19 protein-coding genes are annotated in these 19,497 nt (G+C 31.8%); 11 read left to right on the top strand and 8 right to left on the bottom strand.

Translation table 11 applies throughout. The annotated features are described in order from the left end of the window. Positions 1 to 167 precede the first annotated feature (167 nt). Positions 168 to 1,178: a type IX secretion system protein PorQ gene (gene porQ, locus CHB67_RS16180; protein WP_089382836.1), complete on the top strand. Its 1,011-nt coding sequence runs from the start codon at positions 168 to 170 to the stop codon at positions 1,176 to 1,178. Between the two features lie 3 nt (positions 1,179 to 1,181). After that, positions 1,182 to 1,874, top strand: a complete 693-nt coding sequence (gene cmk, locus CHB67_RS16175) for a (d)CMP kinase (protein ID WP_089382835.1) — start codon at positions 1,182 to 1,184, stop codon at positions 1,872 to 1,874. On the opposite strand, the gene CHB67_RS16170 is transcribed toward cmk, so the two are convergent. Continuing rightward, positions 1,871 to 2,503, bottom strand: a complete 633-nt coding sequence (locus tag CHB67_RS16170) for a 7-carboxy-7-deazaguanine synthase QueE (protein ID WP_394335363.1) — start codon at positions 2,501 to 2,503, stop codon at positions 1,871 to 1,873. The genes cmk and CHB67_RS16170 overlap by 4 nt on opposite strands. Positions 2,504 to 2,608: 105 nt before the next feature. Here CHB67_RS16170 and CHB67_RS16165 point away from each other — a divergent pair, with 105 nt between their 5' ends. Both CHB67_RS16165 and CHB67_RS16160 read left to right on the top strand, forming a co-directional pair. Further along, a complete protein-coding gene (locus CHB67_RS16165) occupies positions 2,609 to 4,126 on the top strand; it encodes a helicase HerA-like domain-containing protein (RefSeq protein ID WP_089382834.1) in 1,518 nt (505 codons plus the stop codon). A gap of 107 nt (positions 4,127 to 4,233) precedes the next feature. Then, positions 4,234 to 4,758: a hypothetical protein gene (locus CHB67_RS16160; RefSeq protein ID WP_089382850.1), complete on the top strand. Its 525-nt coding sequence runs from the start codon at positions 4,234 to 4,236 to the stop codon at positions 4,756 to 4,758. A 3-nt stretch (positions 4,759 to 4,761) separates the two neighbouring features. Here the strand turns inward: CHB67_RS16160 and CHB67_RS16155 are convergent, their stop codons facing one another. Beyond that, the gene (locus CHB67_RS16155) at positions 4,762 to 6,120 is read right to left on the bottom strand and encodes an MBL fold metallo-hydrolase RNA specificity domain-containing protein (protein WP_089382833.1); all 1,359 of its coding nucleotides are present in this window, start codon (positions 6,118 to 6,120) and stop codon (positions 4,762 to 4,764) included. 102 nt (positions 6,121 to 6,222) lie between these two features. Here CHB67_RS16155 and CHB67_RS16150 point away from each other — a divergent pair, with 102 nt between their 5' ends. Then, entirely contained in the window at positions 6,223 to 6,585 is a 363-nt protein-coding gene (locus CHB67_RS16150; protein ID WP_089382832.1) for a cupin domain-containing protein, read from the top strand. Positions 6,586 to 6,646: 61 nt separating this feature from the next. On the opposite strand, the gene CHB67_RS16145 is transcribed toward CHB67_RS16150, so the two are convergent. The 3 genes from CHB67_RS16145 to ffh form a co-directional block, all read right to left on the bottom strand. Further along, positions 6,647 to 7,522 carry a bifunctional 5,10-methylenetetrahydrofolate dehydrogenase/5,10-methenyltetrahydrofolate cyclohydrolase gene (locus tag CHB67_RS16145; protein ID WP_089382831.1) on the bottom strand — a complete coding sequence of 292 codons (876 nt, stop codon included), beginning with the start codon at positions 7,520 to 7,522 and terminating at the stop codon, positions 6,647 to 6,649. Between the two features lie 27 nt (positions 7,523 to 7,549). Beyond that, the gene (locus CHB67_RS16140; RefSeq protein WP_089382830.1) at positions 7,550 to 7,924 is read right to left on the bottom strand and encodes a four helix bundle protein; all 375 of its coding nucleotides are present in this window, start codon (positions 7,922 to 7,924) and stop codon (positions 7,550 to 7,552) included. A gap of 89 nt (positions 7,925 to 8,013) precedes the next feature. Further along, entirely contained in the window at positions 8,014 to 9,345 is a 1,332-nt protein-coding gene (gene ffh, locus CHB67_RS16135; RefSeq protein WP_089382829.1) for a signal recognition particle protein, read from the bottom strand. A 300-nt stretch (positions 9,346 to 9,645) separates the two neighbouring features. On the opposite strand from ffh, the gene CHB67_RS16130 reads away from it, so the two are divergent. Both CHB67_RS16130 and CHB67_RS16125 read left to right on the top strand, forming a co-directional pair. Continuing rightward, entirely contained in the window at positions 9,646 to 11,340 is a 1,695-nt protein-coding gene (locus tag CHB67_RS16130) for an FAD-dependent oxidoreductase (RefSeq protein ID WP_089382828.1), read from the top strand. Between the two features lie 300 nt (positions 11,341 to 11,640). After that, on the top strand, positions 11,641 to 12,387 hold the full coding sequence (locus tag CHB67_RS16125) for a hypothetical protein (protein ID WP_089382827.1): 747 nt from the start codon (positions 11,641 to 11,643) through the stop codon (positions 12,385 to 12,387). Positions 12,388 to 12,448: 61 nt separating this feature from the next. On the opposite strand, the gene CHB67_RS16120 is transcribed toward CHB67_RS16125, so the two are convergent. Then, the gene (locus tag CHB67_RS16120) at positions 12,449 to 13,453 is read right to left on the bottom strand and encodes a sugar kinase (RefSeq protein WP_089382826.1); all 1,005 of its coding nucleotides are present in this window, start codon (positions 13,451 to 13,453) and stop codon (positions 12,449 to 12,451) included. Between the two features lie 94 nt (positions 13,454 to 13,547). Continuing rightward, positions 13,548 to 13,949 (bottom strand): peptide-methionine (R)-S-oxide reductase MsrB, encoded by a 402-nt coding sequence (gene msrB, locus CHB67_RS16115; RefSeq protein WP_394335362.1) that lies wholly within the window; start codon positions 13,947 to 13,949, stop codon positions 13,548 to 13,550. Between the two features lie 620 nt (positions 13,950 to 14,569). Between msrB and CHB67_RS16110 the strand changes: the two genes are divergently transcribed. Then, a complete protein-coding gene (locus CHB67_RS16110) occupies positions 14,570 to 15,391 on the top strand; it encodes a M48 family metallopeptidase (RefSeq protein WP_089382824.1) in 822 nt (273 codons plus the stop codon). 232 nt (positions 15,392 to 15,623) lie between these two features. Here CHB67_RS16110 and ftcD read toward each other — a convergent pair whose 3' ends face one another. Next, complete coding sequence (ftcD, locus tag CHB67_RS16105) at positions 15,624 to 17,315, bottom strand: glutamate formimidoyltransferase (protein WP_089382823.1); 1,692 nt, start codon at positions 17,313 to 17,315, stop codon at positions 15,624 to 15,626. Between the two features lie 195 nt (positions 17,316 to 17,510). Here ftcD and CHB67_RS16100 point away from each other — a divergent pair, with 195 nt between their 5' ends. From CHB67_RS16100 to CHB67_RS16090, 3 genes are all read left to right on the top strand, one after another. After that, positions 17,511 to 17,804, top strand: coding sequence for a GIY-YIG nuclease family protein (locus tag CHB67_RS16100; protein ID WP_089382822.1), 294 nt, complete (start codon positions 17,511 to 17,513; stop codon positions 17,802 to 17,804). A gap of 65 nt (positions 17,805 to 17,869) precedes the next feature. Beyond that, a complete protein-coding gene (locus tag CHB67_RS16095; RefSeq protein ID WP_089382849.1) occupies positions 17,870 to 18,163 on the top strand; it encodes a GIY-YIG nuclease family protein in 294 nt (97 codons plus the stop codon). Beyond that, positions 18,156 to 19,217, top strand: a complete 1,062-nt coding sequence (locus CHB67_RS16090) for an NAD-dependent epimerase/dehydratase family protein (RefSeq protein ID WP_089382821.1) — start codon at positions 18,156 to 18,158, stop codon at positions 19,215 to 19,217. Before CHB67_RS16095 ends, CHB67_RS16090 begins: the two co-directional genes overlap by 8 nt. Positions 19,218 to 19,497 lie beyond the last annotated feature (280 nt).

Raw genomic sequence — 19,497 nt, 5'->3', positions numbered from 1 at the left:
CTATCAGCGCAGATGGTACTGCCACTATGGTGGGAGAGTATGTCACCGCCTTTCTTTTGAAAAACCTTCAACTTAAACGTTGAAGGTTTTTTTTTACCTATATTCCAAACTTATAACAGTTAATTTTACTTTTTAACAGGAAATAGCTTTATTTTGCAATCTGTAAGATGAGAAAATTAATATTACTTTTTTATATAATTTCAATGAATGTTTTCCCACAAGTGGGTGGCGAAAATATTTATAATTTTCTAAATCTAACAGGTTCTGCAAAACAGGCTGCTTTAGGTGGAAATATAATTACACTTTTAAATGATGTAAATCAACCACTTTGGAATCCTGCAACAATCAACCCTAATTTAGATAATACACTTGGAGTAAATTATCTCAACTTTTTAGGAGATATCAATTATGCTTCAGCATCTTATGCGTATCTGTTTAATGAGCATATAGGAACTTTTCATGCAGGAGTTCAATATTTAAATTATGGAACATTTATAGGCGCAGATGATGAGGGAAATGAAACCGGAGAGTTTAAAGCCTATGATTTCGCATTTTCAATAGGTTATTCATATAATTTTTTTAGAAGTGATTTTTATTTGGGAGGTAATGTAAAGTTAATCAATTCTGTAATTGAAAATTATTCTTCTTTTGGTTTAGGTGTTGATATTAGTTTACTTTATTATAATGAGCACGAACCATTTATGGCAACTCTAGTGATAAGAAATCTAGGTTATCAAATTACAGCCTATGATGAAATTAGAGAAGATCTACCATTTCAAATAGCTTTTGGTTTTTCATATCGACTTGAAGAAGTCCCTATTAAATGGCACGCTACGATTGATAATTTGCAAAAATGGAATTTAGCAGTTAGTAATCCGTCAAATAGCGAAACTGATTTTGATGGTAATGAAGTTGAAGAAAAGATTACTTTTTTTGATAATGCTTTCAGGCATTTAACATTTGGAGTTGAGTTTTTTCCTGAAAGTGCTTTTAACATTCGTTTAGGTTATAATTTTAGAAGAGCAAGTGAATTAAAATTACCTGAATTACGTACCTTTGCTGGTTTTACAGCTGGTTTTGGAATTAATTTTAGAAAGTTTAGCGTAAATTATGCTTTTACAAAATACCATCCAGCTTCAAATTCAAGTACATTCAGTTTATTAATAAATTTAGATTAAACATTGAAAAAAATTACGATAGCCATTGATGGCTTTTCTTCAACAGGAAAAAGTACGATTGCAAAGCAGTTAGCAAAAGAATTATCTTATGTATATGTAGATTCAGGTGCTATGTACAGAGCCGTAACGTTATATGCAATGCAGCATAATTTTATTTCAAGTTCTTTTTTTGATATTGAGGGCTTAGTTACTTCTTTAGACTTGATAGTATTAACTTTCAAGTATAATTCAGCAGTAGGTTTTGCAGAAGTGTATTTAAATGGTATGAATGTTGAAAAAGAGATTAGAACTTTAGAAGTATCTAATTTAGTTAGTAAAGTTGCCGAAATTAGTGAAGTTCGTAAATCTTTAGTTCAACAGCAACAAAATATGGGTTTGAATAAAGGTGTTGTAATGGATGGTCGTGATATTGGAACGGTTGTTTTTCCAAATGCAGAATTAAAATTATTTATGAACGCTTCAGCTACCACACGTGCACAGCGTAGATATGATGAATTGATTGAGAGAGGAGATAAAGTAACTTTTGACGAAATCTTAAAAAATGTTGAATACAGAGATTTTATAGACTCTACCAGGGAAGATTCACCGTTGGTAATGGCTGAAGATGCTATTGCAATTGACAATTCAAATTTAACTTTAGAAGCACAATTTGAAAAGATTTATGCTCTTGTACTTCAAAAGTTAAAAACAGTTTAAGGAATATTTAAATATTTATGAGTTTGTAAAGAAATTTTCCATTGTGGATTTTTCATTACATATTCAACAATACTAGGTGTCATTTTTTCTCTTTTACTCCATTCAGGTTGTAAAAATAATTCACAAGTATCAGCAACTTTAGCAGCTTGTTCTTCTGCAAATTTAAAATCGTGCTTGTTCGAAATAATGATTTTTAATTCATGAGCTTCAGGATAAATACCTTCCAATGGTAATTTTGTTTTTTTAGGAGATAAACAAATCCAGTTCCAAATTCCACTTAAGGGATATGCTCCCGATGTTTCAATATGAGTTCTAAGATTGTTACTTTGAAGTTTAGTTGTAATGTAATCTAAACTCCACATTAAAGGTTCTCCACCTGTAATAACTACGGTATTTGCCTCTTTTTTTGCATTGTCAATAATAATATCTGTAAGTGTTGGAGGGTGTAAATCAGCATTCCAGCTTTCTTTAACATCGCACCAATGGCAGCCAACATCACAACCACCAATTCTTATAAAATATGCAGCTTTTCCCGTATGAAATCCTTCGCCTTGAATGGTATAAAACTCCTCCATTAGTGGAAGCATTTCACCTTTATTAATTAGTTGTTGTGTTTCTTCATTAATCATGGTGCAAATATAGTGATAACTAGTGATAAAGAAATTTTTCAACTTAATTTCTCTTCAAATTTTTAAATTGATTTATATATACTATTTTTATACAAAATATAGTACATGGATAGGAAGGAAGTTTTTTTTAATCATATTACGGAAGGTTATAAAACCAAAGGAGATTATTTAGTGTTTGGATCAGCTATATTAGATGGCGAAACCGTTAAAGATGCATTTGTTAAGGTTCCTTTAAAAACATTGAATAGGCACGGATTAATTGCAGGTGCAACAGGTACAGGTAAAACAAAATCTTTACAGGTGATGGCTGAAAACCTTTCAGAAAAGGGGATTCCTGTATTATTAATGGATATTAAAGGAGATTTAAGTGGTTTGGCACAAGCAAGTCCTGGTCACGCAAAAATTGATGAACGACACGAAGCAATTGGTTTGCCTTTTGATGCTAAAAAATTTCCCGTTGAATTATTAACGATTTCTGAACAAAATGGAGTTCGTTTACGTGCAACTGTTTCAGAGTTTGGACCCGTATTACTTTCTAGAATATTGGATTTAACAGCTACACAAACAGGTATTGTTTCTATTATTTTTAAATATTGTGATGATCATAAATTACCATTATTAGATTTAAAAGATTTTAGAAAAGTTTTACAATATGCTACAGCCGAAGGAAAGAATGAAATTCAGGCTGAATATGGTAGAATCTCCACAGCAAGTACAGGTGCGATTTTAAGAAAAATAATAGAAATTGATCAGCAAGGAGGTGATTTATTTTTTGGAGAACGTTCGTTTGATGTACAAGATTTAGTTAGAACCAATGAAGAGGGGAAGGGAATTATTTCAATATTGCGTTTAACAGATATTCAAGATAAACCAAAGCTGTTTTCTACATTTATGTTGCAATTGCTAGCAGAAGTTTATTCAACTTTTCCTGAGCAAGGTGATAGTGGAAAACCAGAATTGGTTATTTTTATTGATGAAGCGCATTTAATTTTTGATGAAGCTTCAAAAGCTTTATTATCTCAAATTGAAAGTATTATTAAATTAATTCGTTCAAAAGGAATTGGAATATTTTTTGTAACTCAAAACCCAAAAGATGTTCCAGAGGATGTATTGGCGCAATTAGGTTTAAAAATTCAACATGCCTTAAGAGCGTTTACGGCTAAAGATAGAAAAGCGATAAAATTGGCTTCAGAAAATTATCCAGACTCTGAATATTATGATGTTGATGAAACGCTTACTCAGTTAGGAATTGGAGAAGCCTTTATATCCGTTTTGAATGAAAAAGGTAGACCAACACCTTTAGCAGCAACTATGATGCGTGCACCTATGAGTAGAATGGATGTTCTTTCAACAAGTGAAATAAAAGAATTAATTGAAAATTCTCGATTATTTTACAAATATGATGAAGCAATTGATAGAGAAAGTGCTTATGAAATATTGAATGATAAGATTGAGAAGATAAACGAAAAGGAAGAAGTTGAGGCTAGAAAAAAAGAAACGGAAAAAAAATCGAGCACTTCATCAAAAAGAAGAGCAAGTACCCGTATGAATCCAATATTAAAAGTAGTTACAAGCGCTACATTTATTAGAGGGGTGTTAGGAATTTTAAAAAGAGTGCTATAAAGGTCTAATATTTTAAAAGATTAGACGTTATTACTATTTATAAGAAACATATTAAATTGCTTATGGTTGCTATAAAAAATATTTTTTACATTTTTATATTATCAATAATGTTGGTTCAATGTTCAAATGAAAACAAATATTTAATTAAAAAGGGAAAAGTTGGACTTTTAAGTACAAAAACAACGGTTCAAGATTTAAAATCTATTTTTGTGAATGATTCTATTGTGACTCATTTAGCTGATATAGACGAAAATGAAGAAGATTCATTTTTTAATGCGAGTGATGAGTATGAAATCTTTTCTGAAAAAGGTCAAAAATTACTATCTATTGTTCCTGTTGAACAAAATGATTCAACTTCAAGGTTGAAAAGTATTCAATTATTTGGTATTGATTTCATTACCGAGAAAGGAATTAGTTTACAATCGACCTTTAAAGATATTAATACCAATTATAAAATTAATAAAGTAGAAACTACCTTAAATTCGGCAACGCTTTATATTGATGAATTAAATGCAACTATTGCCATTGATAAAGAAGAACTTGGAATTAGTAAATTTAGTAGGGAAGAAATTTCTCTTGAGCAAATACCTGACATTTCAAAAATTAAATACTTTACCATTTGGTTTAATTAAGGTTTAATTTAAATAGTAAACGGTATTCATTTTTGCAACGGTACAATTCCAGTGTAATTCACTTTTTATTTTTATATTCAATGCCTGACTTTCGTGTGGTTCTCCATGATTTATGAATGTTAGCTGTGGAGGAGATTTAAAATGTTGTAACCAATCAAGCAATTCAGGTTGATCTGCATGTCCTGAGAATTCATTTATTTTAAAAACTTCAGCATTTATTTTATGGTATTTTCCGAAAAATTTTAATTCGCTATCTCCAGAAAGTAAAGATCTTCCCCTTGTACCATTTGCTTGGAAGCCAACTAATAATATAGAGTTTTTTTGGTTTTCAATTAAATGTTCTAAATAGTGTAAAACGCGTCCACCAGTAATCATTCCACTTCCTGCCAATACAATTTTTGGGTTTTTGTCATTTACTATTGTTCTAGAAGTATGTATATTACTTATTAACTGAACTGTTAATCGCATATTAGTAATATCTTTTTCAGTTAGTTTATGATGATTTGGGTGTGAATAATAAATTTGAGTAGCATCTACTCCCATTGGACTATCTAAATAAATAGGAATTTTAGGGAGTTGTTTATTTTGTTTTAAGATGCTAAGTAAATAGATGATTTCTTGTGCTCTTTCAACAGAAAACGTTGGAATTATTAACGTACCCGCTTTTGAATAGGTGTGATTAATGTATTTTAATAATTCATCAGAAATTATTTTATTTTTATGAATTCTATTTCCATAGGTAGATTCAACAACTAAATAGTCGGCATGTTCAATATATTCAAAAGGATTTAAGATGATTGGATTTTTTCTTCCAACGTCACCAGAAAAAACAATGATTTTTTCATTAATTTTTAAAAGAATAAACGCACTTCCTAATATATGTCCGCTATTTATAAATTTAAACTGAATATGTTCATCTAAAGGATGCCACTTATTAAATTCAAAACTTTTAATTCTATTAATGGCTTCCTTTGCGTCTTCAATGGTATACAATGGTTTTGCAGGGTTGTGTTTGGTATAATTATATTTATTGGCTCTTTTGGCATCTTCTTCATGAATTTTACCACTATCTAACAATATTACTTCGGTTAAATCTTTTGTTGGTTTTGTGCAATAAACAGCACCTTTATAGCCATTTTTAATTAATAAAGGTAAGTATCCTGAATGATCAAGATGCGCATGTGTTAATAGAACGCAGGTTAAATTAGTTAGGTCAATAGGAAGTGCTTCCCAATTTTTTTTTCGAAGTTCTTTTAAACCTTGAAAAAGACCGCAATCAATCAAAATCTTTTTATAATTAACTTCTAGTAGGATTTTTGATCCTGTTACGGTTCCGGCTCCACCAAAAAATGTAAGTTTCATCTTAATTGTATTTAAATTAAATTGAATAGTTGGGTGAGAGGTATATACTAATTTACTACTTTTAAAGGAGTTTTTAAAAATTCTAAAGCAATAAATTTATTTATGAAAAAATACAGCATTCAAAAATCACCGTTTATAGTACCTACAGCCGATGGAAAATTAATTGAAGAACATTTTGGTTTGGCAAGTATTCCGTCAGCATTGAGCATTGCGCATATGGTTGCACCACCAAAATGGAGTGAGCCTTTTCAAACTCCAGAATTTGATGAATATACCTATATTATAAAAGGGAAAAAACAATTTATTATTGAAGGAGTCACCATAGTTTTAGAAGCTGGTCAATCCATTAAAATAGAAAAAGGAACTAGGGTTCAATATTCAAATCCGTTTGATGTAGCTTGTGAATATCTGGCTATATGTTTACCAGCATTTTCAATGGATTTGGTAAATAGAGAGGAATCATAAAAAAGGTTGTCTAAAAAGTACACTTTTTAGACAACCTTTTTTTAATCGTATATTCAATTAATTAACTTTTTCTTTCACAAGCTAACAAAGTATTTTTCATAAGCATGGCAATGGTCATAGGACCAACTCCTCCAGGAACTGGTGTAATAAACGAAGATTTTGGAGCTACACTTTCAAAATGAACATCACCAGCCAAACGATACCCACTTTTTTTAGAAGAATCATCTATTCTTGTAATTCCAACATCAATAATTGTAACACCATCTTTTACCATATCGCCTGTTAAAAATTCAGGAATACCAAGAGCAGCGACAACAATATCGGCTTGCAAGGTTAATTCTTTTAAGTTTTTTGTTCTACTGTGAGCAACAGTTACAGTGGCATCACCAGCTGGTCTTTTCTGACTCATTAAAATGCTCATAGGTCTACCTACAATATGGCTTCTTCCAATAACCACCACATGTTGTCCTGAAGTTTCAACCTTGTAACGTTCTAATAATTCTAAAATACCAAAAGGAGTTGCAGGTAAAAATGTAGGTAAATCTAAGGTCATACGTCCAACATTTGTTGGGTGAAAACCATCAACATCTTTATCTGGATGTACTGCCATCAATACTTTTTGTTCATCAATATGTTTTGGTAAAGGTAACTGTACAATAAAACCATCAATGTCATTATTGTTATTTAGTTTTTCAATTTCTTGTAATAATGTTTCTTCAGAAGTTTCCTCAGGAAGATCAATCAATGTAGAATTAAAACCAACCAATTCACAAGCTTTTACTTTGGCATTTACATAGGTCATACTTGCACCATCAGTTCCAACCAAAATTGCGGCTAAATGAGGCGTTTTTTTTCCTTTAGCTTTTAGTTCCTTAACAGATTCAGCAATTTCAACTTTTAAGTCTGCTGAAGTTTTTTTACCGTCTAGTAAAATCATAAGTTGTTAGTTTACAGTATGTCAGTTTCAGTTTTCAGTTTTTCCTCTGAATCTTTCAGAATTATTAATCATAAAATTGATTAATTTCCCTACCTCAATACTTTTATTCGTTAATATTTGTTGTTGTTCAGAAGTTATGTAATTACACGAATTTGAAAAATCAATCCAAACTTGTGTTTCTGAATTTTCACTATCAGAATCCGTTAACTTACTGATGAAATGTTTTGGATACAATCTTTTTCTATAAGCTTCAGCTATATTAGCACAAACAGAACGTGACGATCTTCGTATTTGACCTGTAAGAGAATAAGTTTCGTCTTTAGGAAAATTTTTAGTGATTTCAAAAATTACCATAGAAAGATCAAATGCTTTTTTATATGCAAGTAAACTTTTGAAACTCATTATTTTATTCTTTTTAACTTGGTTTAGAAATGTTAACTGCCAACAGAAACTGCTTACTGAATACTGCCACAGTCTACTGATAACTCAAGTTATTTCCCCATTCCTTTCATCATTTGCATCATTTGTCTGCTACCACCGCCTTGCATCATTTTCATCATTTTACTCATTTGAGTAAATTGTTTTAACAATTGATTTACTTCTTGTATGCTAGTTCCAGATCCTTTTGCAATTCTCTTCTTTCTACTTGCATTAATGGTACGTGGTTCAGTTCTTTCGCTTGGAGTCATAGAATGTATCATAGCTTCAATACCTTTAAAAGCATCATCATCAATATCAACATCCTTCATCATTTTTCCAGCACCAGGAATCATTCCCATCAAATCTTTCATATTACCCATTTTCTTAATTTGCTGAATTTGTTTCAGGAAATCATCGAAACCAAATTGGTTTTTGGCAATTTTCTTTTGAATTTTACGAGCTTCTTCTTCATCGTATTGTTCTTGTGCTCTTTCAACTAAAGAAACAACATCACCCATTCCTAAAATTCTATCAGCCATACGGTTTGGATGGAAAACATCAATTGCTTCCATTTTTTCACCTGTACCAATAAATTTAATAGGTTTATCAACTACCGATTTAATAGATAAAGCAGCACCACCACGGGTATCACCATCTAATTTTGTAAGAACAACACCATCAAAATTTAAAATATCGTTAAAGGCCTTAGCTGTGTTTACAGCATCTTGTCCAGTCATAGAATCTACAACAAACAATGTTTCTTGCGGATTTACAGCTTTGTGAATATTTGAAATTTCGGTCATCATAGCTTCATCAACAGCTAAACGACCTGCGGTATCAATAATTACTACATTTTTACCAGTCTCCTTGGCATGTTTAATGGCGTTTTGTGAAATTTCAACCGGATTTTGGTTATCAACTTCAGCATATACTTCAACTCCAATTTGTTCTCCAACAACTTGTAATTGGTTTATTGCGGCTGGTCTATAAACATCACAACCAACCAATAAAACGTTTTTTGTTTTCTTTGTTTTTAAGTAATTAGCAAGTTTACCCGAAAAAGTTGTTTTACCAGAACCTTGCAAACCACTCATTAAAATAACCGTTGGATTTCCTGAAAGATTAATTCCAACAGTTTCACCTCCCATTAATTCCGTTAGTTCATCCTTTACAATTTTCACCATTAATTGCCCCGGATTTAAAGATGTTAATACATCTTGTCCTAGTGCTTTTTCTTTAACAGTATTTGTAAAAGTTTTTGCAATTTTAAAATTAACATCGGCATCTAAAAGCGCTCTACGTACTTCTTTTAGGGTTTCGGCAACGTTTACTTCTGTAATTTTACCATGTCCTTTTAATACGTGTAAGGCCTTATCTAATTTATCACTTAAATTATTAAACATATTCTAGCTTCAATTTTGAGAAATGCAAATATAATAAAAATGGATAAGAATCTATTTTTCTTAACATCATTTTATCTTATTACTTCAAGATTAATTTTAGTTGACTTAGGGATCCTATTTTAATCTCTTTTTATATTGAATTAAAGGACTTTTAACAGTCTAATTTTTCTTCAATGCTGAACTTTAAAATTGAAACTTGAAGTTAAAAGTAACAAAAATTACGCAAACGAAATAGTGATAATAATCACGCTCTATATGAAATAATTGTCTAAAATTTGCAGAAATTATGATTGAATAGAAATGAAAAAAATTATTGTAATAGGAGGGCTGTCAGCCGGACCATCAGCAGCAGCAAAAGCAAGAAGAGAAGATGAAAATGCTGAAATTATTTTATTTGAAAAAGGAGCAAATATTAGCTATGCTACTTGTGGAATGCCTTATGCTTTTTCAGGAGTTATAGAAGACAGAAGTAATTTAATTGTAGTTAAACCTGAATTGTTACAAAACCGTTTTAATATTGATGTTCGTTTAAACGAAGAAATTGTTAAAATAGATACTGCCAATAAAGTTGTTTATTCAAAAAAAGGAGATTATGGTTATGATACCTTAGTTTTTGCAACTGGTGCACGTTCTATAGTTCCTCCAATAAAAAATATTGAAAAAGCAACAAACTGGTCTACTTGTAGATCTATGGTTGATTTTGATAAAATTACCGAAGAAGGCTTGGCTTCAAACTCTAAACACATTACCGTAATTGGTGCTGGTTTAATAGGTATTGAAGTTGCTGAAAATTTAGCTGAAGCTGGAAAAAATGTAACTTTAATTGAAGGTGACAGTCAAGTTTTAAATATGTGGCAACCTAAATTTGGGCAATTTGCTGAGGCTATTTTAAAAGAGAAAGGAATTGAAGTTATTACCAGTGGTTTGGTTTCTGAATTTGAACTTGATAATCATTGGAAAATTGAAGGAGTAAAAATAAAAGATGGTAAAACGGTTAAAACTGATTTTGTTATTTTAAGCGTTGGAATTAAACCAAACACCGATTTATTGCTTGAAAATGGTGCAGATCATATTTCAAATGGTGCGTTGAAAGTAAATGAACAAATGCAAACATCTATAAGCGATGTTTATGCTGCAGGAGACAATGTTGCTATTAAAAATTTACAAACCAATGAGTTTGACTATTTTCCTTTAGGAACACATTCAAACAAAGCCGGTAGAGCTGCAGGCGCAAATGCCGTTGGAGGTCATCTTCAATTTAAAGGAGCTTATAAAACAGCTATTGTTAAAGTGTTTGATTATACGTTAGCAAGAACCGGATTAAACCCGAAGGCGTTAAAAGACTTAAATATATCTTTTAAAACAGTATTAACTATAGCGGGTTCAACACCCGGATATTATCCAGGTCAAAAGGATTTAATTACTGAGATTTATTATAATTCAGATACTGAAGAAATATTAGGCGCTGAATTGTTTGGAGAAGTTGGTGTAGATAAAAGGGTTGATGTATTGAGTACTGCAATCTATGCAAAATTAAAAATTACAGATTTAGCACAACTAGATTTGGCTTATGCACCTCCATTTTCTCCAGCAAAAGATCCTGTAGTGGTTACCGGTTTTGTTGCTGAAAATATGTTAAATTCAAAAAGTGCGCAAATTTCAGTTGAAGCATTAGAAACCATTTTTACTGAAAATAAAACATCAGAATATTTATTGATAGATACACGCACAACAACAGAATTTGAAAAAGGAACTATTCCTGGAGCCCTTAATTATCCGTTAGATAGTTTAAGACAATATGTTGATAGTATTAAAAATCAAGATAAGCCAATTATAATTTTTTGTCAGAAAGGATTAAGAGGTTATTTAGCTGAATTAATTTTGCGTCATAATAATATAAAAAACATTGTGAATGTTGCAGGTGGTTTTAAATTATGGCAAATGTTTAGCGATAAAGTAATTATTCCGGAACCTGTTTTTATCGAAAAAAAATAAAACATAGTTACTTGTTTTTAAAAAGCGCCTTTACTTAATTTGTTGAGTAAAGGCGCTTTTTTCGTTAAAAAAATATTCCTAATATATGGTGCGGCTATTTTTATTTTTATAAAATAATTTTGATAATATATTGTTAAATCGTTAATATTTATTACTTTAGATTTACTATGTAACTAAGGTTGCATATATAATTGCAGTACCTTAGTTTTTTCAACCCCTTATTTTTACCCGTTGTAAATTATTTGATATCAACTATTTTGGTATATATTTTTAACTATTAACTAACAAATTTTATTAATTATGAAAACAACAACAAGTTTTATTGTAATGCTAGTATTTACAATTATGTTAACAACATCTGTTGTAACAGCTCAAGAAGAAAAAGAAACGTATGGTATGGCTGAAATTACCTATATGTTACCCAAAATTGGTATGGAAAAAGCCTTTGTAGATGCAGTAAAAGCACATAATGACAAGTTCCATAAAGAAGGTGTTTTTAAGGCATCATTAGATAATATTTTAACAGGAAAAGAAACGGGTTGGTATGTTTGGATTATGGGGCCGTGTACTTTTTCAGATTTAGATAATCGTCCTAATGATGATGCTCATAGCAACGATTGGGATAAAAATGTATCTCCAAATGTAGCAAAATATGGAAGAAATGAATTTTGGCGTTACAATAAAAAGTTGTCATATAAAGGAGACGCATCTGACAGCCCGAAGTATGAAAACATTTGGTTTGTAGATGTAAAAAGAGGGCAGAATTATAAATTTAAAGAGTTTATTGAAAAAGTGAAGGCTGCATATGAGAAAAAAGGAGAAGGTAATTTTAGCATTTACAATAATCAATTTACAGAAGGAAATGGAAGAGATGTTGCCATAGTTTGGGCATTTGATACTTGGGCCGAAATGGATGAAGACGACGGAGGTATAAAAGGCGCTTTTGAAGAAATTTATGGTGAAGGTAGCTGGAACAATGCTTTAAAGGATTGGGAAGCTTCAACAGAAACCATTAATTCTCAAGTTTGGAGAATAGGTGTTAATTAACATTTAAAATAAACCCCAAAAGAATTTATTCTTTTGGGGTTGTTTTTTGAGAGTAAAAAAATTATCTATTGAAACGCCCAGAGGTGTTTCCACCTAAAATACCTAATACTTCATCTACGGAAGAAAAATTAACATCACCTTCATAGGTGTGTTTTAAGGCACTAGCTGCTGCTGCAAACTCCATAGCTTTAAAATCATCATAATGTTGTAATCCATAAATTAATCCTGCGGCATATGCATCACCAGTTCCAATACGGTCTACAATATGTGTGATATCGAAATCTTCAGTTTCTCTAAACTCAATACCGTTCCACATTCGTGATCTTATTTTATGCCAAGAAGCATTAACAGCTGTTCTAATTTTATCAAACACTTTTTTAATTGTTGGGAATTCTTCCATTAGCAATTTACTTGCAGCAATAAAATCTTCTTCTGAATAGCTGAAATTGGTTGCTAAAACTTCATTAATTTCGTTTACGCCACCAATAAATATTGTTGAATAGTTCAATAAATCGGTTAATATAACTTTAGGATCTTCACCATATTTCCAAAGTCCGCTTCTATAAGTAGGGTCTGCTGAAACTTCCATTCCCTTCTTTCGAGCTAATATTAAACCTTCTTTTAAGGTATCATACCCTCCTTTACAAAGAGCAGGCGTTATTCCTGTCCAGTGAAACCATTTTCCATCCTCCAAAGATTTTTCCCAATTAACCATTGAAGGTTGAATTTCAGAAAAAGAAGAATGTGATCTGTTGTACGATATAGAACTAGGTCGCATTACAGCACCAATTTCTAAAAAATAAACACCTAAAGGTCTTTTTGAACGTACAATTTCAGAAGTATCTACACCAAATCTTCTTAAATAAGAAATTGCTGTATCACCCACAAAATCATCAGATATACAAGAAATATGTTTTACATTTCCTCCAAAATTTGCGATAGAAATTCCAACATTTATTTCGGTTCCTCCAAAATAAAACTCCAATAAATTAGATTGGATAAATTTCTTATTTCCTTCGGGAGATAAACGCATTAAAACCTCTCCAAAAGTTATTATTTGATTCATAATATGTTTGTTAAATTTAGGTAAAAATAACAATAAAAGAGTGTTTACACCTATTTTCAATAAAAAATAAACTAAAAAGTGAATTTTGTGAAATTTACTTCTCAGCTTTTACAAACTTTATAGAAGTAGTGTTTACACAATAACGCTCACCCGTTGTTTCTTTTGGACCATCATTAAAAATATGACCAAGATGTCCATCACAAGCAGCACAAATAATTTCGGTTCTTACCATACCGTGAGTTTTGTCTAAAACATACTCAACAGTACCATCAATAGCATCATCAAATGACGGCCAGCCACAGTGTGATTCAAACTTACTGTTCGATTCAAATAATTGTAAATCACAAGCGGCACAGTGGTAGGTTCCTTTTTCAAAATGAGAGGTGTACCCTGCTTCACTTGGACGGTCAGTTCCTTTTTGCCTTAAAATATAATATTGTTCAGGCGTCAATGCTGCTTTCCATTCTTCATCTGTTTTTATTACTTTTTTTACCATCTTTTTTTCTGAATTTTGTTGAGAGTAATTTGTAGATACGCTAAATATACTTAAAAATACTATTAGAAATAAATGCTTCATTTTAACTAGTTCGTTTTAAATAATTAATAATTCTATTTGAAACAAGTTCGTCATTTAAAATCCGTTTATGTACTAAACTAGTTGTAATTAAAAGTTCTCCTTGTTTTAAGTTTTGACGAATAGTATATGCACAACTTACACGAACTTTTTTATCTTTGGAATCTTGAATAACCAATGTTGAAATATTTACATCTTTAGCAGCAATACTTCCAGCGTAATTCTCAAGACCTTCATTTAAATTTTTATAAAAATGAAGGTTTTTATTTAACTCAAGTTTTTCAACTAAAACAGTGTCAATATCAGTAATACTATCTCTAGCCCAATAATCACAGTTTTTTAAATCTCAGACCTTGTATAGCGAATAGGAGTTTTAAATAATTTAAAAAGTTTTCCAATAACTAATATTGATTTTGGTACTTTTGGCAAATTATGAATTACATTTTCTTTAGAAGATGTATTTATCACTTATCTTTATAGTATTTGTTGTTAAAGATGGAATTTGTATTTTTATGAAAAATCAAAATTAAACAAAACTCAAAATGAAAAAAATAATTTCTTTAATAGTCGTTTTTATATTTCTATTAGGTTGTAGTACAGTGCCAATTACTGGAAGAAAAAGAATTAACGTTGTAAGTGATGACGAAATTTTACCCGCAAGTTTTGCCCAATATGAAGGATTTTTAAAAGAAAATAAAGTATCTACCAATGTAAAACAGACCAATGAAATTCAGAATGTTGGAATGAATATTTCAAAAGCAGTTGATCGGTTTATGCGTGCCAACGGCATGGTGAGTGAAGCTGATAGTTATAGATGGGAGTTCAATCTAATTGATGATAATACAGTAAATGCTTGGTGTATGCCAGGAGGGAAAGTTGTTTTTTATACTGGAATTCTACCTATTTGCGCAAATACAGACGGAATAGCAGCAGTTATGGGACATGAAGTTGCGCACGCTTTTGCAAAACACGGGCAAGAAAGAATGACTACTGCATACGGACAGCAATTAGGAGGTATAGCAGTTGCTTTGGGAACTTCTGGTCAAGATTCGGAAGCTCAAGTACTTTGGAATACCATTTATGGAGTAGGATCACAAGTAGGAATGTTAGCCTACAGCAGAACTCATGAAACAGAAGCCGATAAGTTAGGAATGGTATTTATGATTATGGCAGGTTATAACCCTGAGGAAGCTATTCAGGTATGGGTTAGAATGAGTGAAAATGGAGGAAGTTCACAACCAGAATTTTTAAGTACGCACCCTTCAAACGAAACTAGAATTGAAAATTTACGCGCATATTTACCTACTGCAATTACTCATGCAAAGAAGTTTAACTCTGGAAATGTAAGTAATAATAAACAGTAAATTGTAATGTCCGAGACTGTCCTGTCAAGTGTAACAGGCGTTTTCAATTGTCAGTCTGAGCCTGTCGAAGACTCTTTTATATCTCTAAGTAGCTGCACTTCGACAAGCTCAGTGTGACAGGCGTTTTCAATGTCAGTTAGAGCCTGTCGAAGACTATTTTATATCTCTAAGTAGCTGCACTTCGACAAGCTCAGTGTGACAAGTATTTCAAAAGTAAGTAATAAAAGCACTTTTACATTTTCCCATCAATAAACGCTATAACCTCTGCTTCAATACGAATAGCTTTTTCATAAATAGCTTTCGATTTATCCAAGATAGCATCAGCAAATGCACGATCCTTGATATCTTTTGCGTTGATTCGAACATTAAAATAAGCCCCAATTACAGCAGTTCTAGCACATAAAACACCAACACCAGTATCAGATAAGGAACTTTGTAAACCATCTTTTAGCATAGCCTGCATAACTTCCATAGAATTACAGGCCGTTTCCATCACTTGAAACGGAATTTCAGTTGCGTATTTTGTAGCTTCTTCAATGGCTGTTTTTCTGATTTCAATTTCTTCCGAAGTAGATTTAGGCAACCTAAATCCGTCAATAATTTTATTAAACGCATGGGTATCTTCATCCACTAAAAACAGCAATTTGTTTTTGTACGCTTGTCCTTTTTCAGCCCAGTTAGAATAAAACTCCCATTTGTCATCCCAACCCGCTTTATGCGCCGATAAGTTGGCAACCATAGTTCCTAAGGAAACACCCAAAGCACCAACCGTTGCAGCAATAGAACCACCACCGGGCGCCATAGATTCTCCTGCAGTTTCTTCAGCAAAACCTTTTACAGTTAAATCCACCAATTTTTTTGTTGGGTCTTCCAATAAATATTCAATAATTTTTTCTTTTGGGTTGAACGGTTTTAAATCGTCTAATCCCAATGATTTTACAGCGATTTTAATTTTTTCTTCTTCTGATATACCTAAAGAACGTTCCTGTTTTCTTAAGAAATAATCACCAGCATCTAACATTGCTTGTAATGGAATCAATCCAATCAATTCAGAGCCTGTGACGCGTAAACCTCTTTCAATAGCAGCCTTCACCGTTTCGTCAAAAGCAACATGCATAGATGTAATATTGATATTGGTTAAGTTGTATGAAATTTGCGCAATACCATACTCTTCAATATACCAACCAATTCCTTTTACCGCTTTTAATTTCCCAGGAATACGTACAGGTTCACCATTGGCATCCAATACTTTTTTTCCTGTGGAAGGATTTCCTTCACGTTGAATTCTACCAGCTTCACGAATATCAAAAGCAATGGCATTGGCTCTTCGGGTAGAAGTAGTATTTAGGTTTACATTGTAGGCAATTAAAAAGTCACGTGCAGAAATTGCAGTACAACCCGATTTTGCAGCTTGTTCATTAAATTCCGCAGGACCAAAATCTGGTTTCCAAGCAGGATTTGCTAATTTTTCTTTCAGTCCTTCATATTCACCAGCTCTGCAACTAGCTAAGTTTTTTCGTTTTTCTTCTTTCGCAGCGACTTCATAAAAATAACCCGGAATCCCCAATTCTTTACCAACACGTTCACCTAATTTATGTGCATAAACAGCTGTTTCTTCTAAGCTAATTCCTGAGATTGGTACTAGCGGACAAACATCAGTTGCGCCAAAACGTGGATGTTCACCTGTTTGTTTGCGCATATCTATCAATTCCGAAGCTTTTTTAATCAATAAAAAGGCAGCTTCAATTACATTTTCAGGACTTCCAACAAATGTAATTACGGTTCTATTAGTTGCATAACCGGGGTCTATATCCAATAATTTCACACCTTCAATTGTTTCAACAACTGCGGCAATGGTATTTATTTTTTCAGTATCTCGTCCTTCGCTTATATTAGGGACGCATTCAATTAATTGTTTGTTCATTTTAATTCGAATTTGGTACTCAAATTTAATGAGATATTTTGATTTACCTTGATACTATTTCAAAATAAATATATGAGATGTTAACTGCTTTGTTGAATTAATTCTATTTTTGCGAAAGAATAAAAAGAAGTATTCTTATGAAGAAAGTATTAGTAACTGGAATGGCAGGTTTCAACCAGTGAAATACATTTAAAAGTGGAAAGGTTTTACTATACATATGCACTAATAAGTGAAAAGGATGGGAATTACTATGTGGGTTACACCAAAGATTTGAATGTACGATTTGAGCAACATCAAAAAGGAGAAGTAACTTCAACGAAGTATAGGTTACCTTTGAAGTTGATTTATTATGAAGCCTGTTTGTTACAAAAAGATGCTTTAAAAAGAGAAAAATATTTAAAAACATATTACGGTAAAATGCATTTAGCTAAAAGGCTCAAATCGTATTTCACCAGTCGGGGTTCAAAACAAAATTTAAACGATGAATAAACATAAAATAAAAAAGATACTTGTTACAGGTATGGCAGGTTTCAACCAGTGAAATACATTCAAAAGTGGAAAGGTTTTACTATACATATGTACTAATAAGTGAAAAGGATGGAAATTATTATGTGGGTTACACCAAAGATTTGAATGTACGATTTGAGCAACATCAAAAAGGAGAAGTAACTTCAACGAAGTATAGGTTACCTTTGAAGTTGATTTATTATGAAGCTTGTTTGTCACAAAAAGATGCTTTAAAAAGAGAAAAATATTTAAAAACATATTACGGTAAAATGCATTTAGCTAAAAGGCTCAAATCGTATTTCACCAGTCGGGGTTCAAAACAAAATTTAGACGATGAGTAAACATAAAATAAAAAAGATACTTGTTACTGGTATGGCTGGTTTCATCGGGTATCATTTATCCAAATTATTGGTAAAATCTGGATATCACGTGGTTGGATTGGATAATATCAATGATTATTACGATCCGAACTTAAAATTGGCACGTTTAAAAGATTTAGGTTTTAATACCAATGAAATTAGTTACAATACTTTATTAGAGATAGAAAATACATCGTTTATAAAACTAGATTTAACAGATTTAGCCAATATGAAGGCGTTGTTTAAAGCACAGCAATTTGATGTTGTTGTAAATTTAGCAGCACAGGCGGGAGTTCGATATTCATTGGAAAATCCGCATGCGTATGTTGATAGCAATATTACAGGTTTTTTAAATATTTTAGAAAGTTGTAGAGCTTACCCAGTAGAACATTTAATATTTGCATCATCTAGTTCGGTGTATGGTTTAAGTGAAGAAATTCCGTTTCAGGAAGACAATTGTGCAGATCATCCTTTAGCCATGTATGCGGCAAGTAAAAAAGCCAACGAAATGATGGCACATTCGTATGCCAATTTATACAATATTCCTTGTACAGGATTGCGATTTTTTACCGTGTATGGCCCTTGGGGAAGACCAGATATGGCGTTGCATTTATTTACAGAAGCTATGGTTGAAGACCGCGAATTTGAAGTGTTTAATAATGGAAATATGAGTAGAGATTTTACCTATGTAGGTGATATTGTTGAAAGTGTAAAACGCTTAATTCCGTTAGCACCAAAAGAAAACAATCCGATTTTCAACCCTAAAAAACCAGTACCATCAAAAAGTTCAAAACCATATCAACTATTTAATATAGGAAATAACAGTCCGGTAGCATTGATGGATTTTGTAAAAGCCATTGAAAAAGCCTTGGGTAAAAAAGGAAAAATTAAGTTCAAACCTATGCAACCTGGAGATGTTCAATCTACTTATGCCAATGTAGAAAGTTTATTTGAGTACATTCAATTCAAACCAGCAACAAACTTAGAAGAAGGTGTACAAGCTTTTGTTGACAGGTATTTAGCGTTGAATACGTAACTTAAAGTGTAATATCACACAGAGCTTGTCGAAGTGTTTTTTTTAGTTGTTAATATCATTATTGAGAGTTCAAAATACACTTAGGACTGTCATTACGAGGAGTGATAACGACGTGGTAATCTTTTCCATTGAAATTCTAATCCATTCCCCTCTTGAGAGGGGTTAGGGGTGTGTTAAGTATGATAGTTGACTGTTAAATGCTAATATCAAATAGCTAATAACCAAAATACCGTCATTCCTAACTTGACTGGGGATCTTTTCCATAGGAATTCAGAAGATA

The sequence above is a fragment of the Lutibacter agarilyticus genome (assembly GCF_900188235.1).
GTDB classification, from domain to species: domain Bacteria; phylum Bacteroidota; class Bacteroidia; order Flavobacteriales; family Flavobacteriaceae; genus Lutibacter; species Lutibacter agarilyticus.
This window is presented reverse-complemented; position numbering and strand designations above follow the sequence as displayed.

Excerpts from the sequence above, each read along its gene's own strand:
- CHB67_RS16130 (WP_089382828.1), top strand. The coding sequence starts at position 9,646 with ATGAAAAAAATTATTGTAATAGGAGGGCTGTCAGCCGGACCATCAGCA.
- CHB67_RS16110 (WP_089382824.1), top strand. The coding sequence starts at position 14,570 with ATGAAAAAAATAATTTCTTTAATAGTCGTTTTTATATTTCTATTAGGT.
- CHB67_RS16155 (WP_089382833.1), bottom strand. The coding sequence starts at position 6,120 with ATGAAACTTACATTTTTTGGTGGAGCCGGAACCGTAACAGGATCAAAA.
- CHB67_RS16145 (WP_089382831.1), bottom strand. The coding sequence starts at position 7,522 with ATGATTTTACTAGACGGTAAAAAAACTTCAGCAGACTTAAAAGTTGAA.
- CHB67_RS16120 (WP_089382826.1), bottom strand. The coding sequence starts at position 13,453 with ATGAATCAAATAATAACTTTTGGAGAGGTTTTAATGCGTTTATCTCCC.
- CHB67_RS16165 (WP_089382834.1), top strand. The coding sequence starts at position 2,609 with ATGGATAGGAAGGAAGTTTTTTTTAATCATATTACGGAAGGTTATAAA.
- CHB67_RS16150 (WP_089382832.1), top strand. The coding sequence starts at position 6,223 with ATGAAAAAATACAGCATTCAAAAATCACCGTTTATAGTACCTACAGCC.
- ffh (WP_089382829.1), bottom strand. The coding sequence starts at position 9,345 with ATGTTTAATAATTTAAGTGATAAATTAGATAAGGCCTTACACGTATTA.
- msrB (WP_394335362.1), bottom strand. The coding sequence starts at position 13,949 with ATGGTAAAAAAAGTAATAAAAACAGATGAAGAATGGAAAGCAGCATTG.
- CHB67_RS16140 (WP_089382830.1), bottom strand. The coding sequence starts at position 7,924 with ATGAGTTTCAAAAGTTTACTTGCATATAAAAAAGCATTTGATCTTTCT.
- CHB67_RS16125 (WP_089382827.1), top strand. The coding sequence starts at position 11,641 with ATGAAAACAACAACAAGTTTTATTGTAATGCTAGTATTTACAATTATG.
- CHB67_RS16090 (WP_089382821.1), top strand. The coding sequence starts at position 18,156 with ATGAGTAAACATAAAATAAAAAAGATACTTGTTACTGGTATGGCTGGT.
- ftcD (WP_089382823.1), bottom strand. The coding sequence starts at position 17,315 with ATGAACAAACAATTAATTGAATGCGTCCCTAATATAAGCGAAGGACGA.
- CHB67_RS16160 (WP_089382850.1), top strand. The coding sequence starts at position 4,234 with ATGTTGGTTCAATGTTCAAATGAAAACAAATATTTAATTAAAAAGGGA.
- CHB67_RS16170 (WP_394335363.1), bottom strand. The coding sequence starts at position 2,503 with ATGATTAATGAAGAAACACAACAACTAATTAATAAAGGTGAAATGCTT.
- porQ (WP_089382836.1), top strand. The coding sequence starts at position 168 with ATGAGAAAATTAATATTACTTTTTTATATAATTTCAATGAATGTTTTC.